13 protein-coding genes are annotated in these 18874 nt (G+C 70.6%); 8 read left to right on the top strand and 5 right to left on the bottom strand.

Annotated features, from left to right (window positions below; translation table 11 throughout):
• Positions 1 to 6236 (bottom strand): DNRLRE domain-containing protein (locus tag VLF38_RS14960; RefSeq protein ID WP_325272035.1); only part of this gene is annotated, 6236 nt, incomplete at its 3' end.
• A 279-nt stretch (positions 6237 to 6515) separates the two neighbouring features.
• Complete coding sequence (locus VLF38_RS14965; RefSeq protein ID WP_325272036.1) at positions 6516 to 7430, bottom strand: ROK family protein; 915 nt, start codon at positions 7428 to 7430, stop codon at positions 6516 to 6518.
• 116 nt (positions 7431 to 7546) lie between these two features.
• Here VLF38_RS14965 and VLF38_RS14970 point away from each other — a divergent pair, with 116 nt between their 5' ends.
• Both VLF38_RS14970 and VLF38_RS14975 read left to right on the top strand, forming a co-directional pair.
• Positions 7547 to 7972 carry a TadE/TadG family type IV pilus assembly protein gene (locus VLF38_RS14970; protein ID WP_325272037.1) on the top strand — a complete coding sequence of 142 codons (426 nt, stop codon included), beginning with the start codon at positions 7547 to 7549 and terminating at the stop codon, positions 7970 to 7972.
• Positions 7973 to 8034: 62 nt separating this feature from the next.
• On the top strand, positions 8035 to 9189 hold the full coding sequence (locus VLF38_RS14975) for a pilus assembly protein TadG-related protein (RefSeq protein WP_325272038.1): 1155 nt from the start codon (positions 8035 to 8037) through the stop codon (positions 9187 to 9189).
• A 32-nt stretch (positions 9190 to 9221) separates the two neighbouring features.
• Here VLF38_RS14975 and VLF38_RS14980 read toward each other — a convergent pair whose 3' ends face one another.
• The 3 genes from VLF38_RS14980 to VLF38_RS14990 are packed head-to-tail and all read right to left on the bottom strand — an operon-like array spanning position 9222 to position 11234.
• A complete protein-coding gene (locus VLF38_RS14980) occupies positions 9222 to 9617 on the bottom strand; it encodes a hypothetical protein (RefSeq protein WP_325272039.1) in 396 nt (131 codons plus the stop codon).
• A complete protein-coding gene (locus tag VLF38_RS14985; RefSeq protein WP_325272040.1) occupies positions 9614 to 10801 on the bottom strand; it encodes an ArsA family ATPase in 1188 nt (395 codons plus the stop codon). The genes VLF38_RS14980 and VLF38_RS14985 overlap by 4 nt, the downstream gene beginning before the upstream one ends.
• A gap of 1 nt (position 10802) precedes the next feature.
• Positions 10803 to 11234 (bottom strand): SRPBCC family protein, encoded by a 432-nt coding sequence (locus tag VLF38_RS14990; protein WP_107700065.1) that lies wholly within the window; start codon positions 11232 to 11234, stop codon positions 10803 to 10805.
• A gap of 55 nt (positions 11235 to 11289) precedes the next feature.
• Here VLF38_RS14990 and VLF38_RS14995 point away from each other — a divergent pair, with 55 nt between their 5' ends.
• The 6 genes from VLF38_RS14995 to VLF38_RS15020 form a co-directional block, all read left to right on the top strand.
• Positions 11290 to 13089, top strand: a complete 1800-nt coding sequence (locus tag VLF38_RS14995) for an AMP-dependent synthetase/ligase (protein ID WP_325272041.1) — start codon at positions 11290 to 11292, stop codon at positions 13087 to 13089.
• Positions 13090 to 13300: 211 nt separating this feature from the next.
• Positions 13301 to 14044, top strand: coding sequence for a Flp pilus assembly protein CpaB (cpaB, locus tag VLF38_RS15000; protein ID WP_325272042.1), 744 nt, complete (start codon positions 13301 to 13303; stop codon positions 14042 to 14044).
• A gap of 7 nt (positions 14045 to 14051) precedes the next feature.
• Positions 14052 to 15239 (top strand): AAA family ATPase, encoded by a 1188-nt coding sequence (locus tag VLF38_RS15005; RefSeq protein ID WP_325272043.1) that lies wholly within the window; start codon positions 14052 to 14054, stop codon positions 15237 to 15239.
• A complete protein-coding gene (locus VLF38_RS15010) occupies positions 15236 to 16723 on the top strand; it encodes a CpaF family protein (RefSeq protein WP_325272044.1) in 1488 nt (495 codons plus the stop codon). The genes VLF38_RS15005 and VLF38_RS15010 overlap by 4 nt, the downstream gene beginning before the upstream one ends.
• Positions 16720 to 18654 (top strand): type II secretion system F family protein, encoded by a 1935-nt coding sequence (locus VLF38_RS15015; protein WP_325272045.1) that lies wholly within the window; start codon positions 16720 to 16722, stop codon positions 18652 to 18654. The genes VLF38_RS15010 and VLF38_RS15015 overlap by 4 nt, the downstream gene beginning before the upstream one ends.
• Position 18655: 1 nt before the next feature.
• Positions 18656 to 18874, top strand: a 219-nt coding sequence (locus tag VLF38_RS15020; RefSeq protein ID WP_325272046.1) for a hypothetical protein, incomplete at its 3' end; no start/stop codon positions are given.

The raw sequence follows: 18874 nt of genomic DNA on the forward strand, positions 1-18874 counted from the left end.
GCCGGCTCGATGGTGGACTCGGGCAGACCCCACGTGTTGGTGGTGTAGGTCGTCGTGTTGCCGCGACCATCGGTGACCCGGCTGATGTTGCCGGCGGCGTCATAGCCGAAGCTCGTGGTGATCGACTTGGTGTCGGAGACCTTCTCGGTGCTGGTCCGCAGCTGGCCCAGGGCGTCGTAGGTACGGGTCAGCAGCCCGCCCGCGCCGTCGGTCGAGGTCAGCGGGTTTCCCGCGACGCTGTGGGTGAAGTCGCGGGTGCGCAGGGTCGCGCCCGCATCGCCAAGGTCGCGGCTCTGGATGAGACGGCCGCCGAGGTCGTAGTCCAGGACGGTGGTGGCCTGGCGCGGGTCCTCGATGCGGGTCGGGTGTCCCAGACCGTCATACGTGGCGGTCGTGACGACGCCGGCCGGGTTGGTCATCTGGGTCGGGTTGCCGAGATCGTCATGCTCGAAGGTGGTGACCAGCCCGGTCGGGGTGGTGACCTTGGCTGGGTTGCCCAGGGCGTCGTAGGAGTACTTGGTCGTGAACACCTGCGCGGAGGGCTGACGCTCGAGCTGCGAGCGAGTGCTCTGGCGTCCGAGCTGGTCCCAGGTGGCCGAGGTGACCGCACCTGTGGGGTCGGTCGTCCTCAGCGGCCACCCGGTCGGTGTGTAACTCGTGGTGGTGACTGCACCCGCAACGCCAGTCGCCGGCGAAGGCTCGGTCTGCTTGACGAGGTCACCGAGCTCGTCGTAGGCGAAGGTCGTGGTGGCGCCGGTGCCGTCGGTGGACGAGGTGACCCGCCCGAGGCGGTCGTAGTCCTTGCTCAGCGTCACGGCCAGCGGCGTGGCGGAGTCCGGGGCGGTGTAGTCCGGGAGCCGGGTCGAGGTCTCGCGGCCGACCTTGTCGAAGCCATGGATGGTGATGTTGCCGCGCGGATCCTTGACGTGGGTGGCCGAGCCGAACGCGTCATAGCCGGTCTTGGTAACCGGGTTGGCCGCGGCGGCAGCGCCGCCGTCGGTCTCGACGGAGATGCTCGGCGCCGTAAGGGTGGTCTGCTGTCCCAGGTCGTCGTAGGCGATCGTGGTGGTGTAGTCGGCCGGGTTGGCGCCGGCGACGTTGCCGGGCGCGTCGATGATCTTGGTCGGCAGGCCGCGCTCGTCACGGATCGTCTTCACGATCGCGCTCTGGGTGCCGTTGAGGTAGTCGGTGCGCTGGGTTTCGCGGCCCAGTGGGTCGTAGCTCACTGAGCTGTGGGACAGGTCGCCGCCAGCGGGGCCGCGCTCGACGACGTCGGTCGGGTTGTCCTGGAGGTCGAAGGCCGTCGTCGTGCTGCGCAGCACGCTTTCGCCGTCGTAGTCGGTGACGGAGATCGGCCGGCCGCCCGGGTCGTAGGCCGTGACGGTGGTGTAGCGGCCGTCGCCCTCGGTGAGCTCCTTGACCGCGCCGGTGCCGGTGTAGGTGTAGGCGGTCAGGACGAACGGGCGCGGGTCGTCGTTGGTGTTGGGGTCCTTGTAGTCGAGAAGGGTTTCGGCGGCGAGCAGGTCGTCGTCGAAGTAGGTGTACTCGATCGTGGTGCCCATGGCATCGGTGACCGAGGCGAGTCGTCCGCCCGGGTCGTAGGCACGGGACTCGAGCACGACGTCGGTCGCGGGGCTGTCGCCGCCGGTGAACTCGTCGATCCTGGTGGTCGCGAGCTGTCGCTTGCCGCCGGTGTAGGTGTACGTCCAGACGGTTCCGCCGGGGTCGGTGCGGGTCGCGGCCTGGCCGAACTGGTCATAGGTCACCCGACTGATCGCGCCATCGGCTTCGGTGACAGAGGTCTCACGGCCGTAGCCGTCGAAGCCGAAGTCGGTGGTCCGGGAGGCGGTGCCGAGCGCGTCGGAGACGACGACCTTGTCCAGCTCTCCGTCAGGACGCCAGGTGTTGGTCGTCTTCTGCTGCGTGCGGGTGCCGGTGACGGCGTTGGTGACGGCCGGCTCGACTTCCTCGATGACACGGGAGACACCGTCGTAGGCGTAGGTGGTGCGGGCACCTGCCGGGACTGTGCTGGAGATGGTGGTTTCGGCGGTGTTGCGGCCGATCCCGTCGTACTCGTAGGTGGTGACCAGACCCGCGGGGTCGGTTTCCCTGGCGAGGTCGCCGTTGCTGCGATACGCGTAGCTGGTCACCCTGTCGCCCGGCTCGGTGACCGTCTTCAGCAGCCACGCAGGTGCAGTGCCGCCACCGATGGCGGCTTCACTGCCGTCGGTGTAGACGTTCTTCGTGACTCGCTTCGCGCCACCAGCGGCGCCGGGTGCGGCGACGGTGTCGAGCTCGCCGTTGGCGTAGTAGGTGTACGTCGTGGCGTACGTGTCGTCGCTCTGGTTGGCGGAACGCTCGTCGCGCGCGGCGGTGACCTGGTCGTTGCGCGGGTCGAGCGGGTCAGCCGGGTTGATGTAGTAGTCGCGGTAGCTGGTGTAACAGTCGCTGCCAGCAGTCCGGCACTGGGTACGGGAGATCTCGTTGCCGCGCTCGTCGTGGCGCAGCTCGGTGACGTGACCGTTCGGGTCGGTGATCTGGAACGGGAAACCGCCGGTGTCGTACTCGTACGTGGTGGCGGTCGCGTCCCCGGCTGCCTTCAGCGACATCATCTGACCGCCGCGCATCGGGTCATAGACATACGTCGCGACGGCGTCTGCAGGGTCGGTGACGGTGATCGTGGTGCGCCAGTCCGGCTCGACGGAGGTGCCGGCGTTGGCGGTGACCGGAGCACCGAGGCGCCATGTTCCGCCGTTGGCGTCGCGGTTGGCGGCAACTCGCTCAGCGGCCGCGTCGTAGGCCAGCGACGTCGTGGTCTCGGTGTGGCCGGGCTCGGTGACGGTGGTCAGCTTCGGGGCGCCGTTGCGCGCGGCGAAGTGCTCGGCGATCAGGTCGTCGCCGAGAGGGCGCTGGTAGAACGCGACCTCGGCGATGTCGCCGTTGAAGTAGCTCGCGCCGGTGGCCGGTGCAGACACGGCACCGGTGGTCCACGCTGCGCCGATCTGCTCATTCGTCATGCCCTGCCAGTTGATCTGACCTGCCACGGTCGCGACCTTGCTGCCGTCGAGGTAGAGCGACTGGGTGGCGCCGGCGCCCGAGAGCGCGACGTGGTGCCAGGTGCCGTCGTTGACGACGCCGGTCGAGGTCATCGGGGTGGTCGTCCCGTTCGGGAGCAGGCCACGCAGCTTGCCGTCGGCGCCCACGTAGAGCGTCGCCGAGGACTGGGTGCCGGCCGTGCCGCCGAGGGTCCAGTTCTGGGCGCCGAAGAGGGCGCCGGGTGCAGTGGTGTTGAACCACATCTCCAAGGTCAGGTGTGCGCCTTGGACCAGGCCGGTGGGGAGAGTGACCTTGCTGGAGGTGCCGTTGAACTTGGACGCGGCCAGATCGCTGCCGGCGACCAGGTCGGTGCGCCCGGCGCTGGTGTTCGTGCGGGTGGCGTCGGTGGTCCGCCAGATGCCGGGGATGGCGCTGGCCGAGGTGCCGCTCGTGCCGGCGTCGTTCAGGCGCCAGTAGGCGGTGGGGTTGGCGTCGAGGAGCACGGTGCGCTGCTGCGGGACACCTGTGTAGTCGTAGGCGACGCAGGCGCCTTCGGGGTCGCACGCCTGGGTCAGGGTGTCGCCGGAGTAGGTGTAGGTGTAGGCCAAGGCGGGGGTCGGGCCGGTGGTGACCACCGTGACGTGGCCGCTGGTCCAGTCGAAGTCGAGGTAGCGGCCGGTCACATCGTCGGTGGCGCGGGTGACGTGGCCCGCCGTGTCGCGGGTCAGGGACTGCACGTGGCCGCTGGCGTCGGTGATCGAGAGCAGCCCGCCAGTCGCGTCGAAGCGGTAGCGCACGTCGCCGACGTCGCGCAGTGTCCACCCGCCGCCCGCTGTGGCGACCAGAGTGCCCTGCTGGCCGGGCGGGGTGGCGTAGGTGCCGTCGCTGTTGAGCCCATACCGAGCCTGCTGGCCGTCCGCGAAAGTGACCAGGACATTGCCGGAGCCATCGTCCTCCGGGGTGAGGGCGATGTCCCAGGCGGTCGACCAGCCGGCGCCGAACGCCCGGTCTGCGCGCGGGTCGAGGCTGTTGTAGGTGCGCTCGACTGCGAGGTCGGGGCCGACGACGGTGACCATGGCGTCCACAGCGCTGGTGCTGAAGTTGCCGATGCCCGGGTCGAGGCCGTCATCGGTGCCACCCAGGTGGCTGGTGATGGTGGGTTGGCCCACCTTGGCCGAGATCCCGATGCCCGGACTCCAGCTGCTCACGTTGGTGCCGTCCGTAGCGCGGACGAACCACAGATAGCCCTTGCCCCACTCCACCTTGCCCGCCGGTACGGTCCAGGCCGACGGGCCGTAGACCGATTCCGCCACCACGGTGACTCCGTCGGGCTTGGTGAGCTTGAACTGATACGTCAGCGGCTTCGGGTAGCTGTCGGAGTCCTCACCTGTAGCAACCAGCGTCGGGGTGCGGGTGTCCGCCTGGAACCCGGCGTTGGGCGACCACGAGGTGATGCTCGGCTTACCCGCGACAATGTTGATGTTGATCGGGCTCGACATCGGGGACCCCTGTGCCGAGTACTTCGTGATTCCGATCTTCACCATGTCGAACTTCACCTGATAACTGCCGGGAGGCAGTTTCTGAATGCCGGCGGTCAGCGTGACCGCGCCATTGATGGAGACGTTCGACGGCAGTGGAGTGGTGAGCAGGTACGAAGACGACGTGAGCTCCACATCCGGACTGGGTGCGGTGTCCCAGATCCGGTATCGCAACTCATGCGAGCTGGGCGTCCACGTTTCCGCCGACCTGTTGGTGACGGTGATCTTCGCCGAACCGGTCTTGGTGGCTGTGGGCATCACCACGTTCGTTGGGGTCGAGTAGTCGGCCCAGTAGGCGGTGTGCGTGATCTGCAGGTACGGCGCGTTGGTCGAGTTGGCGCTCGCGAACTTCTTCCAGGCATAGGTGTCGGTCCCGTCTGCACCGACGCGCAGGCCGTAGTTCGTCGTGCCGTGCGTCCACGAATTGACCGTGTTGGTGACGTCGAAGTTGACCCACTTGTCCGCGCACGAGGACGAGTAGCCGGCGGCGAAGCTCTTGCGGGCGATCTCAGAACCCCAGGACGGGCCCGGCCACGACTTGTTGCCCGAAACCGTCCACGACTCCGTCAGCGGACGAATGACGACGTCACGAGCAGAGCACGAGTACGAGTGGGTCGCGCGCAGGTTCAGCGTCGCCGCGGTGACCTTGTGATTCGTCAGGCCCGACATGCTGAACCGCAGGAGCGCCGCGGCCTTGTGCGCACCGCCGTCGTAGGTGCCGACCTTCAACTCGGACTCGCCGGAGTAGTCGTTGGTGTAGGGCCCCATGACATACGTGTCGCCGTTGGTCTCGACTGTCGTGACAGTCGGGTCGACGAAGACGGGGTACTCACGCTCGGGCTTTGCCAACCACGCCTCGTCGACCGAGACCCGGAGCGTCTGACCGCTGTCGACGAGCGTGTAGGTCACGCCCTCGGAGCGCGGGGACTCCCCCGTACCCGGATCGATGTTGGAGTCGGTCATGAAGCCCGGCGGAATCCGGCCAACCTGGACACCGTCAGCGTCCAGAAGCTGAACCTCGCGGCCGACCAGCTCGGCGCGGGTGCCGTTGAGGTCGAGCGGAAAGTCCCACACCGTCGGCGCCTCGGGCGACTTCAGGATGATCGTTTCCTTCAGGCCGAGGGGATTCGCCTCCAGCTCCAGGTCCGCGCCAGGACGGACCTCGTCGTAGCGGACCCGATTGCCCGCGGCATCGGCCTGCGACGCCGCAGCACCGCGCAACGAGAACCCCACCGACGTCCCGGGAACGAGCTCGACCGATGCCAAGGAGCCGGCATCCGCTCGGGCGGCAAAGGACTTGCCGCGGTCGTCACCCTTGACCTTCCAGCGACCATTGACTGACTCCAGGTCGGAGTCGATCCGACGCCACTCGCCGTCGGCTCCCCGGAACATCTGTCGGTCGGTGTAGTACCGCGTGGTCTCGGACCCATCGGAGTTGACGAAGACCTGACGGTCCTTCGCGCCCTTCGCCGGGAGTTCCTTGCTGGTAGCCGCATCGAAGCCCGCGGGCGCGGCGGGGTCAGCAGCCGCGGTCTTCCCCGCCTCCACCGTCGGATCCGTCGGGTCCGGCTGCTCGACGAGACGATCGTCGCGCTTCAAGCCACCCGTGGCCGGTCCGGCATCGTGCCGGGCGGCGCGACGATCGGCTTCGGTGTCTTCCACGGAAGCCTTGTGCGAGAGGCCCGAGGCCGTGCCCTCGACCTGAGTTGGCAGGACGTCGGCGGCAGTTGCCGACGGCAGAGTCAACGCCTCCGCAGCTCCGACGCTGAGCGCCACCACCAAGGCCATCGAAACCCAACGACCACCACGCGAAGCAGCGCGCACAGCAAACTCTCTTCTGTTACCCGGAAACAGTCGCTCGTGACACTAGGGCAGAAAAGCGTGTATCCGCAGAGGAATCACGAAAGTGGACCGAAGAACGAGGACCCGACCCGCGAGCGGTCAGGCGGCCTGCTCGTCCCGGATCAGGCAGGCGGCGCCGACGAGTCCGGCGGTGTTGCCGAGCTGGGCAGCCACGATCGCGGGGATGTCGCGGTGGCCGGCCCCTACGAGCGAGCGGCCGAGCGCGACGCGGGCGGGCTCGAGCAGGCGGTCGCCGGCCTCGGAGACACCGCCGCCGACGACCACGACCTCCGGGTCGAACGCGGCCACCAGGTTGGCCAGGCCGACGCCGAGCCAGTGCCCCAGCTCCGCGAACGCCGCGCGCGCTTCGAGGTCGCCCTCGTCGGCTGCCGCGGTGACCATCCGGCCGTTGAGCAGGTCGGCGTCGCGGGAACGGGCGTAGCGCTCCAGGGCACTACCGGAGCAGTACTGCTCCCAGCAGCCGCGTGAGCCGCACGCGCAGGCGAGACCGTCGGGCACCACCTGCATGTGGCCGAACTCCCCCGCCATGCCGTTGTGGCCGCGGTAGAGCCGACCGCCGATCACGATGCCACCACCCAGGCCGGTGCCGAGGTTGACGGTCACCACGTCGGAGTAGCCGCGCGCCGCCCCCAGCACCAGCTCGCCGTACGCCGCGGCGGTGGCGTCGTTCTCCAGGCGGACGGGCACACCCCACCGCTCGGCGAGGCGGGAGCGGACCGGCTCGTCGAGCCACGGCAGGTGCGGCGCGAAGCGGACCCGCTCGCCCGCGGCGTCGACGAACCCGGCGGCGGCGACGCCGACGCCGGCGAGTGGCCGCCCGTCCGCCGCCGCGAGCACCGCCTCGGTGAGGGCGTCCTCGACCATGCGGGCGTCGACCCGGCGCCCGGGCGTCGTCCGGCGTGCGGTGTCGGCGACCGTGCCGTCGTCGCCGACCACCGCCGCCAGCACCTTCGTGCCCCCGACGTCGACGCCCACCCAGACCGGTTCGCTCACGGAGCCAGTCTGCCGCAGTCGCCGTGTCCTCCGACCGGTCAGGACCCCACGCGCAGACGGGTCAATTCCGTGTCGTCCCCGGCATCCTGCACGTGGTCCAGACCTACGGTCGAACGGTGGCACGCAGGAGGGGCGGAGACGAGGAAGGGTCGGCAGCAATCGAGTTCGCGCTCGTGCTGCCGCTCCTGGTCACGCTCGTGCTCGGCATCGCGAACTTCGCGATCGTCTTCGGGCAGTCCCTCGCGCTCAACAACGCTGCCCGCGAGGCTGCCCGGCAGGGGTCGGTCCCCGGCCAGACCTGCGCCGAGGTCGCCGGCATCGGCAAGGCGTCCGCGACCTCGATCGCGATGACGGGCACCGCGGTGACCGCGACGGTGACGCCCTGCCCGGGCGGCGACGTGTGCCTCGGCTCCACCCCGGGCCAGGCGGTCACGGTGACCCTGGACTACACCCACGCGTGGCCCCTGCCGTTCCCGGTGCCGGGCGTGCCGGCGACGTACTCCATCTCGGGCCACGGGGAGTTCCGGTGCGAGTACTCCTGACTCCGCAACCTCAGCAACCTCCGCCACCTCGCAGGCCGCGGGACGAGGACGGTGCGGTCGCGGTGATGACGGCCCTGTTGTCGGTGTCGCTCCTGGTCCTGGGCGCGTTCAGCGTCGACCTGGGCATGGCCTACACCTCCCGGATGGCGCTGCAGACCGCCGCCGACGCGGGTGCGCTCGCGGCCGCGGCGACGTACGCCGAGGCGAGCGGACGGACCTGCGCGGACCTCCTCGCCGCGGTGCCGGCGTCTACGCCGAACAGCGTGGCGCAGGGCTACCTGGCGGCGAACCGCTCGACGATGACCGACGGGGCCACCGGAACGTTGAGCGCCAGCTGTGGCGATGGCCGGCTGGAGGTGACCTTCGACGTCAGCGGCGACACGCCGGCACACCTCGGACGGCTGGCAGGCGTGGACCGGATCGGGGGCGACGCCCACGCCATGGTGGGCGTCGAGGTCGCGCCCGGCGGCGAGGGCCTGCGGCCGCTCGCCATCTGCGGCACCGACCTCCCCACGGGCGCGGGTCCCGGGACGGTCTGGCGCACCTACCTGCCGGGCGACGGACTCGCCCCGGCAGCGAGCTGCCCGCAACCGGCGACCGCCGGCAACTGGTGGACCCTCGACTGCCCCGGGGAGAGCACCGACGACGGTGGCGGCCAGAGCCAGCTCCACGACCAGATCCTCAACGGCTGCTCGCTGCCGATGAGCGTGGTCAGCGGCCAGGAAGGGCTCAGCGGCACCACCCTCGGGGACCGGCTGCGCACCGCCTGCCCGACCGCGTCGACGACCTCGCCGTACTCCTGCCTCTCGGGTGACCCCGGGCAGCCCGACGCCGGGCAGGCCGAGGATGCCTGGGCTGCGCTGATCGACAGCGGCAAGACGATCGGGCTGCCGGTCTTCTGTGCCGCCTCGACCTGCGGGGCGACCGTGACGGGCACGGGCACGAACGCGGTCTTCCCGCTCCAGCGCATCGTCGCGGTGACTGTGTGTGGCTACCACTTCGGCAAGCAGCTCAAGAAGCGCTACAGCAGCGGCACCGGCGCGTGCGCCCCGGCAAATGGCGAGGCGGCGGCCCTGATGGCCGACGACACCGAGAAGAGCTACCTGCTGCTGGTCTCCCGTACGGCGTTCGCCTCCGGCACCACGCAGGAGCCAGGATGCGCGCTGGGCGACACGACCTGCGACGGCGGCTACCGGCGCGTGCGGCTGCTCGAGTAGGAGCAGCTGGGAGGACTCAGCCGTGGCACAGCTCAGCCGAAGGGACCCTCGAAGGGACCGAAGTCGTCGTCCTCGAGGTCGATCTTCTCGACGGGGTCGCGGCGGGCGTGACTGCCCCCGCTGGTCTTGGGGTCCTCGGACACGGCCGCCTGGAGCACCGCCGAGGCAGCCTGGGCGATGCTCGCCGCGGCGATCGCAAGGTGCGTGCGCACCTCGGGGCTGCTCTCCCGCACGATGTGCACGACACGGCAGAACGGGCAGTACTTGCAGTCCTCTCCGCTGGCCAGGTGCTCGCTGGCCTCGTGGAAGGCGCCGCCCAGGCCGGCGCCGAGGTCCGGGCCGTGGTCCTTGGCCCAGCCCGAGAGCGCGCCGAGCAGCTTTGCGGTCTCCTCAGCGACGGAGCCGACCTCGGGACCGTTCTCGCTCATGACTGCCTCTCCTCGAAACGCACCTGCAGCGCTCCATGGTCGACCCTCGCGCCCTTCACGTCCAACCGGGCCAGGCCTGCCGGCAGCGTCAGCAGGCGGCGATAGGAGCCCACGGTCAGCACCAGCTCGTCTCCGTGGCGCACCAGGTCGACGTCGCCACGCTCCACGAACGGCAGCGCCAGGCGGAGCACCGCGCCGGTCTCGGTGCGCGCGACCTGGAGCGGCCCCGGCCCGGACGGTACGGCGAGCGGGTCGCCGTCGGCGTACAGCCTCCGGGCGAAGTCGGCGAGGGCCGCGACTCCCACCGGCTCGCCGGAGTGGTACTCCGAGCGCCAGAGCTGGAGGCCGGGGAAGGAGTGCTCGGTGTCGGCGAGGACCTTGGTCTGTGCCTCCACCCAACCGGCGCGCCAGCTGTCCCCGCCACCACCCTCGTCGGTGCCGACAGCGGGAAAGATCCGGTTGGCGACGACGCCGTCGACGCGGTAGCCGAAGAGCGAGAGCGTGGTGAAGGAGCGGCGGGCCTCAGCCAGGACGACCGTCTCGGGCGTCATCACGATCCGGACGCTCGCCTCCGGGCCCGACAGCAGCTGGCGGACCTCGTCGAGCTCGGCGTGGAGCCGCTCCATCGCGTCGAAGGTGTTGTCCTCCGGCATGGGGACGCCGACGGCCTTGGTGATCAGCGGCCGGAACGCCTTGATCGCCTTGCGCCCGACCGGGAAGACCCGCTCCATGTACCAGGCCAGGGCCTCGGGCAGCGCCAGGAGGCGCAGCGTCTCCGCCGTCGGCGCGCAGTCGACGATGACGGTCTCCCAGTCTCCCGAGAGCACGTGGCGGCGGAGCTGGAGCAGCGCCAGCACCTCCTCGGCCCCGGGGATGACCGTGAGCTCCTCGGCAGCGACCGGGTCGACTCCGGCGGCGTCGAGCACCGAGAGCAGGTAGCGCTGGATGTCGGCCCAGGACTCCTCGAAGAGGCGCTGCGCGTCGACCTGCTCGACGTACAGGTTGTCGGCAACGAGGGTCGGGGTGGTGCCGATCTCGGTGGCGAAGGCGTCGGCCAGCGAGTGGGCCGCGTCGGTGGAGAGGATCAGCGTGCGGCGCCCGGCCGCAGCGGAGGCGACGGCCGTGGCCGACGCGGTGGTGGACTTCCCGACCCCGCCCTTGCCGGTGAAGAGGAGGATCCGCACGTCAGAGCGACTCGACGCGCTTCTTGAGTCCCTTGAGGGCGGTGTCGATGAGGATCTTCTCGCCCTTGCGCTTGATCATGCCGATCATCGGGATGGCGAGCTCCGCGGAGAGGCTGTAGGTCACCTCGGTGCCCTCCTCGACCGGACGCAGGACGTAGGAGCCGTCGAGCATCTTCAGCATCTTGCCCTCGGCGAGGGTCCAGCTGACGTCGAGGTCGCGCCAGGTGTAGGCGAGGGTGTACTCGTCGTGGATCGGCGGGACGTCGAGCTCGAAGCGGACCTTCTCTGCTCGCTGCCCGGGCGCACCGGCGACCACCTCGGCGGTCTCGACGCCCTTGGCCCACAGCGGGTACGCCGCGAAGTCGGCGATCACGGCCATGACCTCGCCCGGCGACGCGTCGACGACGATCGAAGAGGTTGTCTGCTCGGGCATGGCCGCAACCGTACCGGATACCCGCGGTACGCCTGCGGCCGGTAACGTGCGCTCCGTGCGCGAGTTCTCCACTCCCCCGACGGTGCAGCTCCCCACGACCGGGACCCGCACCGGCAACCTGACGGACGACATCGTCACCAACGCCCGCGCACACGCGACGATCCCGGTCCTGGCCCGCCGCGACTCGTCCGGGACGTGGGCCGACGTCACGGCCGCCACGCTCTGGGCCGAGGTGAGCGCCGCTGCCAAGGGGCTCCTCTCCCTCGGCATCGAGCCCGGTGACCGCGTCGTCCTCCTCGCCGGCACGCGCTGGGAGTGGACCGTCCTGGACTACGCGATCTGGTGCGCCGGCGGCGTGAGCGTGCCGGTCTACCAGAGCTCCTCCGCCGAGCAGCTCGGCCAGATCATCGCCGACGCGGGGGCGCAGCTCGCGCTCGTGGAGACAGCTGTTCTGGCGGATCGCGTTCGCTCGGCCGCCTCCGGCGTCGAGCTCCTGGTGATCGATGACGGCGCGCTCGCTTCGCTCGCCGCCTCGGGGGCGTCCGTCTCCGACACCGACCTCGAGGCACGGCGTACGTCGCTGGGGCGCGACGACCTGGCCACGCTGGTCTACACCTCCGGCACCACGGGCCAGCCCAAGGGCTGCATGCTGACGCACGGCTCGCTCATGGACGAGATCACGCTCGCGACCCACGAGCTGCCCGAGCTCTTCGAGGAGGGCGCCTCGACGCTGCTCTTCCTGCCACTGGCCCACGTCTTCGCCCGGATCGTGCAGCTGGGCTGCATGCGGGCGCGCGTGCGGCTCGCGCACTCCTCCGACATCCGGCTGCTCACCCGGCACCTCCGCGAGCTGGAGCCGACGTTCGTCTTCGGCGTACCGCGCGTCTTCGAGAAGCTCTTCAACACCGCCTCGCAGGAGGCCGCCGCCGACGGCAAGGGCCGGATCTTCGACCGCGCCGTGGAGACCGCGATCGCCTGGTCGCGGGCGCGCGACGCCGGCCGTGTGCCGGTCAGGCTCCGGGCCGAGCACGCGCTCTTCAACCGGCTGGTCTACGGCCGCCTGCACGATGCGCTCGGCGGGCAGTGCCGCTGGGCCTTCTCTGCCGGCGCCCCGCTCGGTGAGCGGCTGGGCCACTTCTACCGCGGCATCGGCGTCACGGTGCTCGAGGCCTACGGCCTCACCGAGACCTCGGGCGCGGTCACGCTCAACTCGACCGCCGCGCAGAAGGTGGGCACCGTGGGACGGCCCCTGCCGGGGACCACGGTGCGGGTCGCCGACGACGGTGAGCTGCTCTTCCGCGGGCCCCAGGTCTTCCGTGGCTACTGGCGAGACGAGGCCGCGACCGCGGAGGTCCTCGACGGCGCCGCGGACGGCGGCTGGCTGCACACCGGCGACGTCGGCGAGGTCGACGACGAGGGCTTCGTGCGGATCACCGGTCGCAAGAAGGAGCTCCTGGTCACGGCGGGCGGCAAGAACGTCTCCCCCACGGTGCTCGAGGACCGGCTCCGCTCCCACCCGATCGTCAGCCAGTGCATGGTCGTGGGCGACGGCGAGCCCTTCATCGGCGCGCTGGTGACCCTCGACCCCGACGCCTTCGCGCAGTGGGTGGAGTCCGCCGGGCGCAAGGGCCGGCTGGCCGACCTGGTCGACGACCCCGACCTGGTGGCCGAGGTGCAGCGCGCCGTCGACGACACCAACAGCGCGGTCAGCCAGGCCGAGGCGATCCGGAAGTTCACGATCCTCCCCGTCGACTGGACCGAGGAGGCGGGGCAGCTGACCCCCTCGCTCAAGCTCAAGCGGTCGGTCGTCAAGCGCCAGTTCCGGCGCCAGATCGCTGCGCTCTACGGCCGCTGACCGGCGTACGTCGGGGGCCGGGCGCCCCTGAACGATCGGCCGAATGGAAAGTGACGTAGTCCATTTGGGCCATATCTGTGGCACTCGTCACCCGACTCCTCCCGGATGCGGCATTGTGACTCATGCAACTCGGGAGGGAGTTGCTGACGGGACGGTTCTGGGAGGGAAACCGAGTCGTCCGGTCATGTTCACCTATGCAATTGAGGGTGTCATGGACCGTAGGAAGATCCTGCTTGTCCTGGCAGCGGTCATCGCCGCGCTGGGAACGATGCTCGTCTGGTTGTACGTACGCGGAGCAGACAGCCGCGCACAGGCCCAGTTCGACACCGTGAACGTCATCGTCGCGACGCAGGACATCGCGCCGGGTGAGACGTTCGCCGCCGCCTCGCAGGCCGGCAAGTTCGAGAAGAAGGCCGTTCCGGCCAACACCGTGCTCGACGGCGCGCAGGACGACCTGCAGGGCCTGACCGGCGAGGTCGCGCTGACCAGCGTCTACGCCGGCGAGCAGGTCATCGCCGCGAAGTGGGGCGGCTCCACCGACGTCGACGTGACCTCGAAGGTGATCGCCATCCCGAAGGGGAAGATGGCGGTCACCGTGAACCTCACCGACCCGCAGCGGGTCGCCGGCTTCGCCAAGCCCGGCTCCGAGGTCGCGGTCTTCGTCGCGGTCGCCCCGGACAAGACCGAGACGTACTACGCGCGCACGCTGCTGCAGAAGGTGACCGTCCTCGGTGTCGGGGACACCTCGACGATCACCACGACGAAGACCACCAAGGAGGGCGAGTCCACCACGGAGCCGATCCCCCAGACGCTGGTCACGCTCGCCGTCACCCAGAAGGAGGCCGAGCGGCTCGCCTGGGGCACCACCTTCGGCACGCTCAGCCTCGGCCTGGTCAACGACGCGACGAAGCTCGACGGGACCCCGCGGGTCACCGACAAGAACCTGGTGGAGTGAGGCCGTCATGCCCGTCATCGTCGACACCGACCCGGGCGCCGTCACCGAGCTGGCCCGGGCACTTCCGCCCGGCACCCACGCCGTCGACGGCACCGTCGCCCTGAACGCCTGGCTCTCGCACCGCACCGACGAGTACGTCGTCGTGCTGGGGCCCGGCCTGGACCTCGCCCTGGCCATCGCGACCTGCGAGAGCCTGCGGCTCACCCGTCCGACGACCAGCGTCGTGCTGGTCCGCCACGAGATCGACACCGACGTCCTCAACCGGGCCATGCAGGCCGGCTGCCGCGACGTCGTACGCGCCTCCGACGCCGACGGCATCCGTGCCGCCGCCGCCCGGGCCCACCAGCTCTGGCAGGCGTTCAGCGGCCAGGGCACCGCAGGCACCCACGGGTCGCTGATCACCGTCTTCGCCCCCAAGGGCGGCGTCGGCAAGACCACGACGTCGGTCAACCTCGCGCTCGCGCTGGCCGACGGCGGCTCGCGCAAGGTCTGCCTCGTCGACCTCGACCTCGCCTTCGGTGACGTCGCGATCACGATGCAGCTCTTCCCGACGCACACCATCGAGGAGGCGATCGGCTCCGAGGAGGGCATCGACGCCTCGCTGGCGGAGTCGCTGCTGACCCGCCACGAGGAGTCCCTCATGGTGCTCGCCGCGCCCAACCTCCCCGACGCCCGGGACCGGGTGACGGCCCGGCTGGTGTCGCGGATGCTGCGCACGCTGCGGCAGCAGTTCGACTACGTCGTGGTCGACACCGCGCCCAACTTCGACGAGCAGACGCTGCAGGCGCTCGACGAGACCGACGAGTGCGTCATCATCGCCACGCTCGACGTGCCGACGCTGAAGAACGTCAAGGTCGCGCTCGAGACCCTCGACCTGCTCAACATCGCCCAGGGTCACCGGCACCTGGTGCTCAACCGGGCCGACGACGCGGTCGGGCTCGACAACGGCAAGGTCGAGCAGATCCTCGGCCTCCCGGTCATCACGCCGATCCCGTCGTCGACCGACATCGCCGCCGCGACGAACGCCGGGCGCCCGATCGTGCTCGCGTCGCCGGACCACGCGGCGTCGCGGGCGTTCCGTCAGCTCGCGGCCCACCTGGCCGAGGCCGCCAGTGACGAGACCCACCCGCTCCTGCAGGACGAGGCGGACGAGAACGCTCGCGGCCGTCGCTGGCTGAGGAGGGTCGGAGCATGAGCCTCGCCGATCGCATGAAGGCTGCGCAGGCCGCAGCCGGCGAGAGCGTCGCTGCGCCGACCTCCGAGGTCGCCGTTGCTGCGCCTCCGGCTCCGCCGGCTCCCGTTCCCGGATCGCACCGCGGGCCGGTCGCAGACGCTCCCGAGCCCGCTCCCGTTGCCGCCGAGGTCTCCTCGCTCGCCACCCGCCGTGCGGCGGTGGGCGGCAACGACCGGTTCACCGAGCTGAAGGCGGCCGTCCACGCCGAGCTGCTCAAGCAGCTCGGCCCCCAGCTCTACGAGGCAGACGTGCCGTCGGAGGAGCTCGGCGCCAAGGTGCGGGCGACCCTGAAGGACGTGCTCTCCGCTCAGGACCGACCGCTGTCGGCAGCCGACCGCGCCCAGGTCACCAAGGAGATCACCGACGACATCCTCGGCTACGGCCCGATCGAGGCGCTGCTGGCGGACGAGGACGTCACCGAGGTCATGGTCAACGGCCCGTCGATGGTCTTCGTCGAGCGCAAGGGCAAGCTGACCCTGAGCGACGTCGAGTTCGACGACGACGCGCACCTGCGCCGGATCATCGACAAGATCGTCTCCCGCATCGGCCGCCGCGTGGACGAGTCGTCCCCCATGGTCGACGCCCGTCTCCCCGACGGCTCGCGTGTCAACGCGGTCATCCCGCCGCTCGCGATCGACGGCTCCGCCCTGACCATCCGCAAGTTCGCCACCGATCCGTTCACCGTGCAGGACCTGATCAACTTCGGGTCGCTGTCGCAGCGGACGGCCGACTTCCTCGAGGCGTGCGTCCGCGGCAAGCTCAACATCATCGTGTCGGGCTCCACCGGCGCCGGGAAGACGACGACGCTCAACGTCCTGTCGAGCTTCATCCCGAACGACGAGCGCATCGTCACCATCGAGGACGCCGCCGAGCTCCAGCTCAAGCAGGAGCACGTGGTCCGCCTCGAGTCGCGACCGCCCAACATCGAGGGCAAGGGCGCGATCACCATCCGCGACCTGGTCAAGAACAGCCTCCGCATGCGGCCCGACCGGATCGTCGTCGGCGAGGTCCGCGACGCCTCCGCGCTCGACATGCTGCAGGCGATGAACACCGGCCACGACGGCTCGATCACGACGCTCCACTCCAACGGTCCGCGCGACACGCTCGCCCGCATGGAGACGCTGGTGCTGATGGCCGGCATGGACCTGCCGATCCGCGCGATCCGCGAGCAGGTCGCCTCCGCGGTCGACCTGATCGTCCACCAGGCCCGCCTGCGCGACGGCTCCCGCCGGATCACCCACGTGACCGAGGTGGAGCGCATGGAGGGCGACGTGATCACGCTCCAGGACATCTTCGTCTACGACCACTCGCGGGGCTTCGACGCCGACGGCAAGAGCCTCGGCGGCCTGCGCACCACCGGCCTCCGCCCGAAGTTCCTGGAGAAGATGGAGCACTCCAACGTGCGGGTCGACCCGCTCGTCTTCGCCCGGGACGGTGTGGCATGAGGCGGCTCGCTCCGCTCGCCGTCCTCGGCGCTGTGCTCGGCTTCGCCCCGCTCGGCTTCGCTTCGCTCGCCTCGGCGGCACCCGACGACGCGGCTGCGATCAGCCACGTCGAGGCGCACGACGGCACCATCGACGTCCTCGTCACGGTGCCGGCGGGTGTCTCGGTCGAGCTCGACGACGTCTCCGTGACCGTCGGCGCCGAGCCGGCTGCCGATGTGGCCGCCCGCGTCGCCGGCTCGGCCGGGGCGCCGGCCGTCCGGCGTACGACGGTGCTCGCGATCGACACCAGCGACTCGATGAACGGGGCCAGGTTCACGGCTGCCCGGGCTGCGGCGAAGACCTACCTCGCCGCCGTCCCGGCGGACGTGCAGGTCGGCATCGTCACCTTCGACAAGGCGGTCCACACGGCGCTCGCGCCGACCACCGACCGGGAGAAGGCGGCCTCGGTCGTCGACGGCCTCGCACTCGCACGCGGCACGGCGCTCTACGACGGGGTCCGCGCGGCCGTCCGCGCCGTCGGCACCGAGGGCCAGCGCACCGTCCTGCTCCTCTCCGACGGCCGCAACACCAACGCCACCTCGCTGGCCTCCGTCACCAGCGCCGTCGAGAAGGCCGGCGTGCACCTCGACGCCGTCGCCCTCGACCAGCGGGCCGGCGAGCTCGGCGCGCTCCGGTCGCTCGTCGCTGCCGGCAAGGGCCAGCTCGTCCCCGCCGACCCGGCGGCGCTCGAGCGCGCCTTCCGCGACGAAGCGGCCGTGCTGACACGCCAGGTCCTGGTCAGCGCGACCGTGCCGGCCGCCGTCACCGCGACGGAGGCCGACATCGAGGTGAGCCTGCCCGCAGCAGGCCGCGAGGCGCTGTCCGCGTCGACGTACGCCGTCGTACGGCAGGCCGCGCCGGCGAAGGCGACGGCCGTCGTCCTCACCGAGGCGGCCAACTCGATCCACCTCCCCGCCAGCGCGATGTACGGCGGGCTCGCGGCGATCGGCCTCGGCGCGCTGGTGCTGCTGACCAGCGTCCTGTCGATGGCCGGTGGCGGCGCGAGCACGCGGACGATCGAGCAGCGGATCGCCGCGTACGGCCCCTCGGCGGTGCTGCACAAGGTCACCGATGCGCGCGACTCCACGTTCAACCTGGGCCAGGCCAAGGACGCCGCCGCCTCGATGCTCCACCGCAACAAGGGACTCGAGGCACGGATCGAGCAGCGGCTCGACGCCGCCGGATCGGCGCTCAAGCCGGCCGAGTGGCTCCTGCTCCACGGCATGATCACGGTGCTCGCGGGCATGGTCGGCCTGCTGCTCGGCGGCGGGAGCATCATCCTGCTCGTCGTCGGCCTCGTGGCCGGCGCCGTGGTGCCCTGGCGCTGGCTCGGGTTCAAGCGGAAGCGCCGCATCGCGGCGTTCAACTCGGGCCTGGCCGACACGCTGCAGCTGATCTCGGGGAGCCTCTCGGCGGGCATGTCACTGGCCCAGGCCATCGACGCCGTCGTCGAGGAGGGCAGCGAGCCGATCGCCAGCGAGTTCAAGCGGGTCCTCATCGAGGCCCGGCTCGGCGTGCCTCTCGAGGCGGCACTCGAGGGCATCGCCCAGCGGATCGAGAGCGTGGACTTCGCGTGGGTGGTCATGGCGATCCGGATCCAGCGCGAGGTCGGTGGCAACCTGGCCGAGCTGCTGACGACGGTCGCCGCCACGCTGCGCGAGCGTGACTTCCTGCGCCGCCAGGTGAAGACGCTCTCCGCGGAGGGCCGGCTCTCGGCGTACATCCTGATCGCGCTGCCGATCGGCATGGCGATCTACCTGCTGCTCACGCGGCGCGACTACATCGAGCCGCTCTACACGACGGGCGTGGGCTTCATCCTGCTCGCGGCCTTCCTGCTCCTGCTCGGCCTGGGCTGGCTGATGATGAGCCGCATGGTGAAGGTGGAGGTCTGAGATGGTGCTCCTGCTCGGCTCCCTGCTCATCTTCGGAGCCCTCTTCCTGGTCTTCGCCGCTGCCGGCGGGCTGACCCCCGAGCGCTCCGGCGTCGCCCGGTCGCTCACCGTCCTCCAGGCGATGACCGACGCCCCTGACGAGCTCACGAAGGAGCTCGACCGGCCCTTCGGCGAGCGGGTCCTGGAGCCGCTCTACGCCCGGTTCCAGCGGCTCGGGCAG

The organism is Nocardioides sp. (assembly GCF_035481145.1).
GTDB lineage: Bacteria > Actinomycetota > Actinomycetes > Propionibacteriales > Nocardioidaceae > Nocardioides.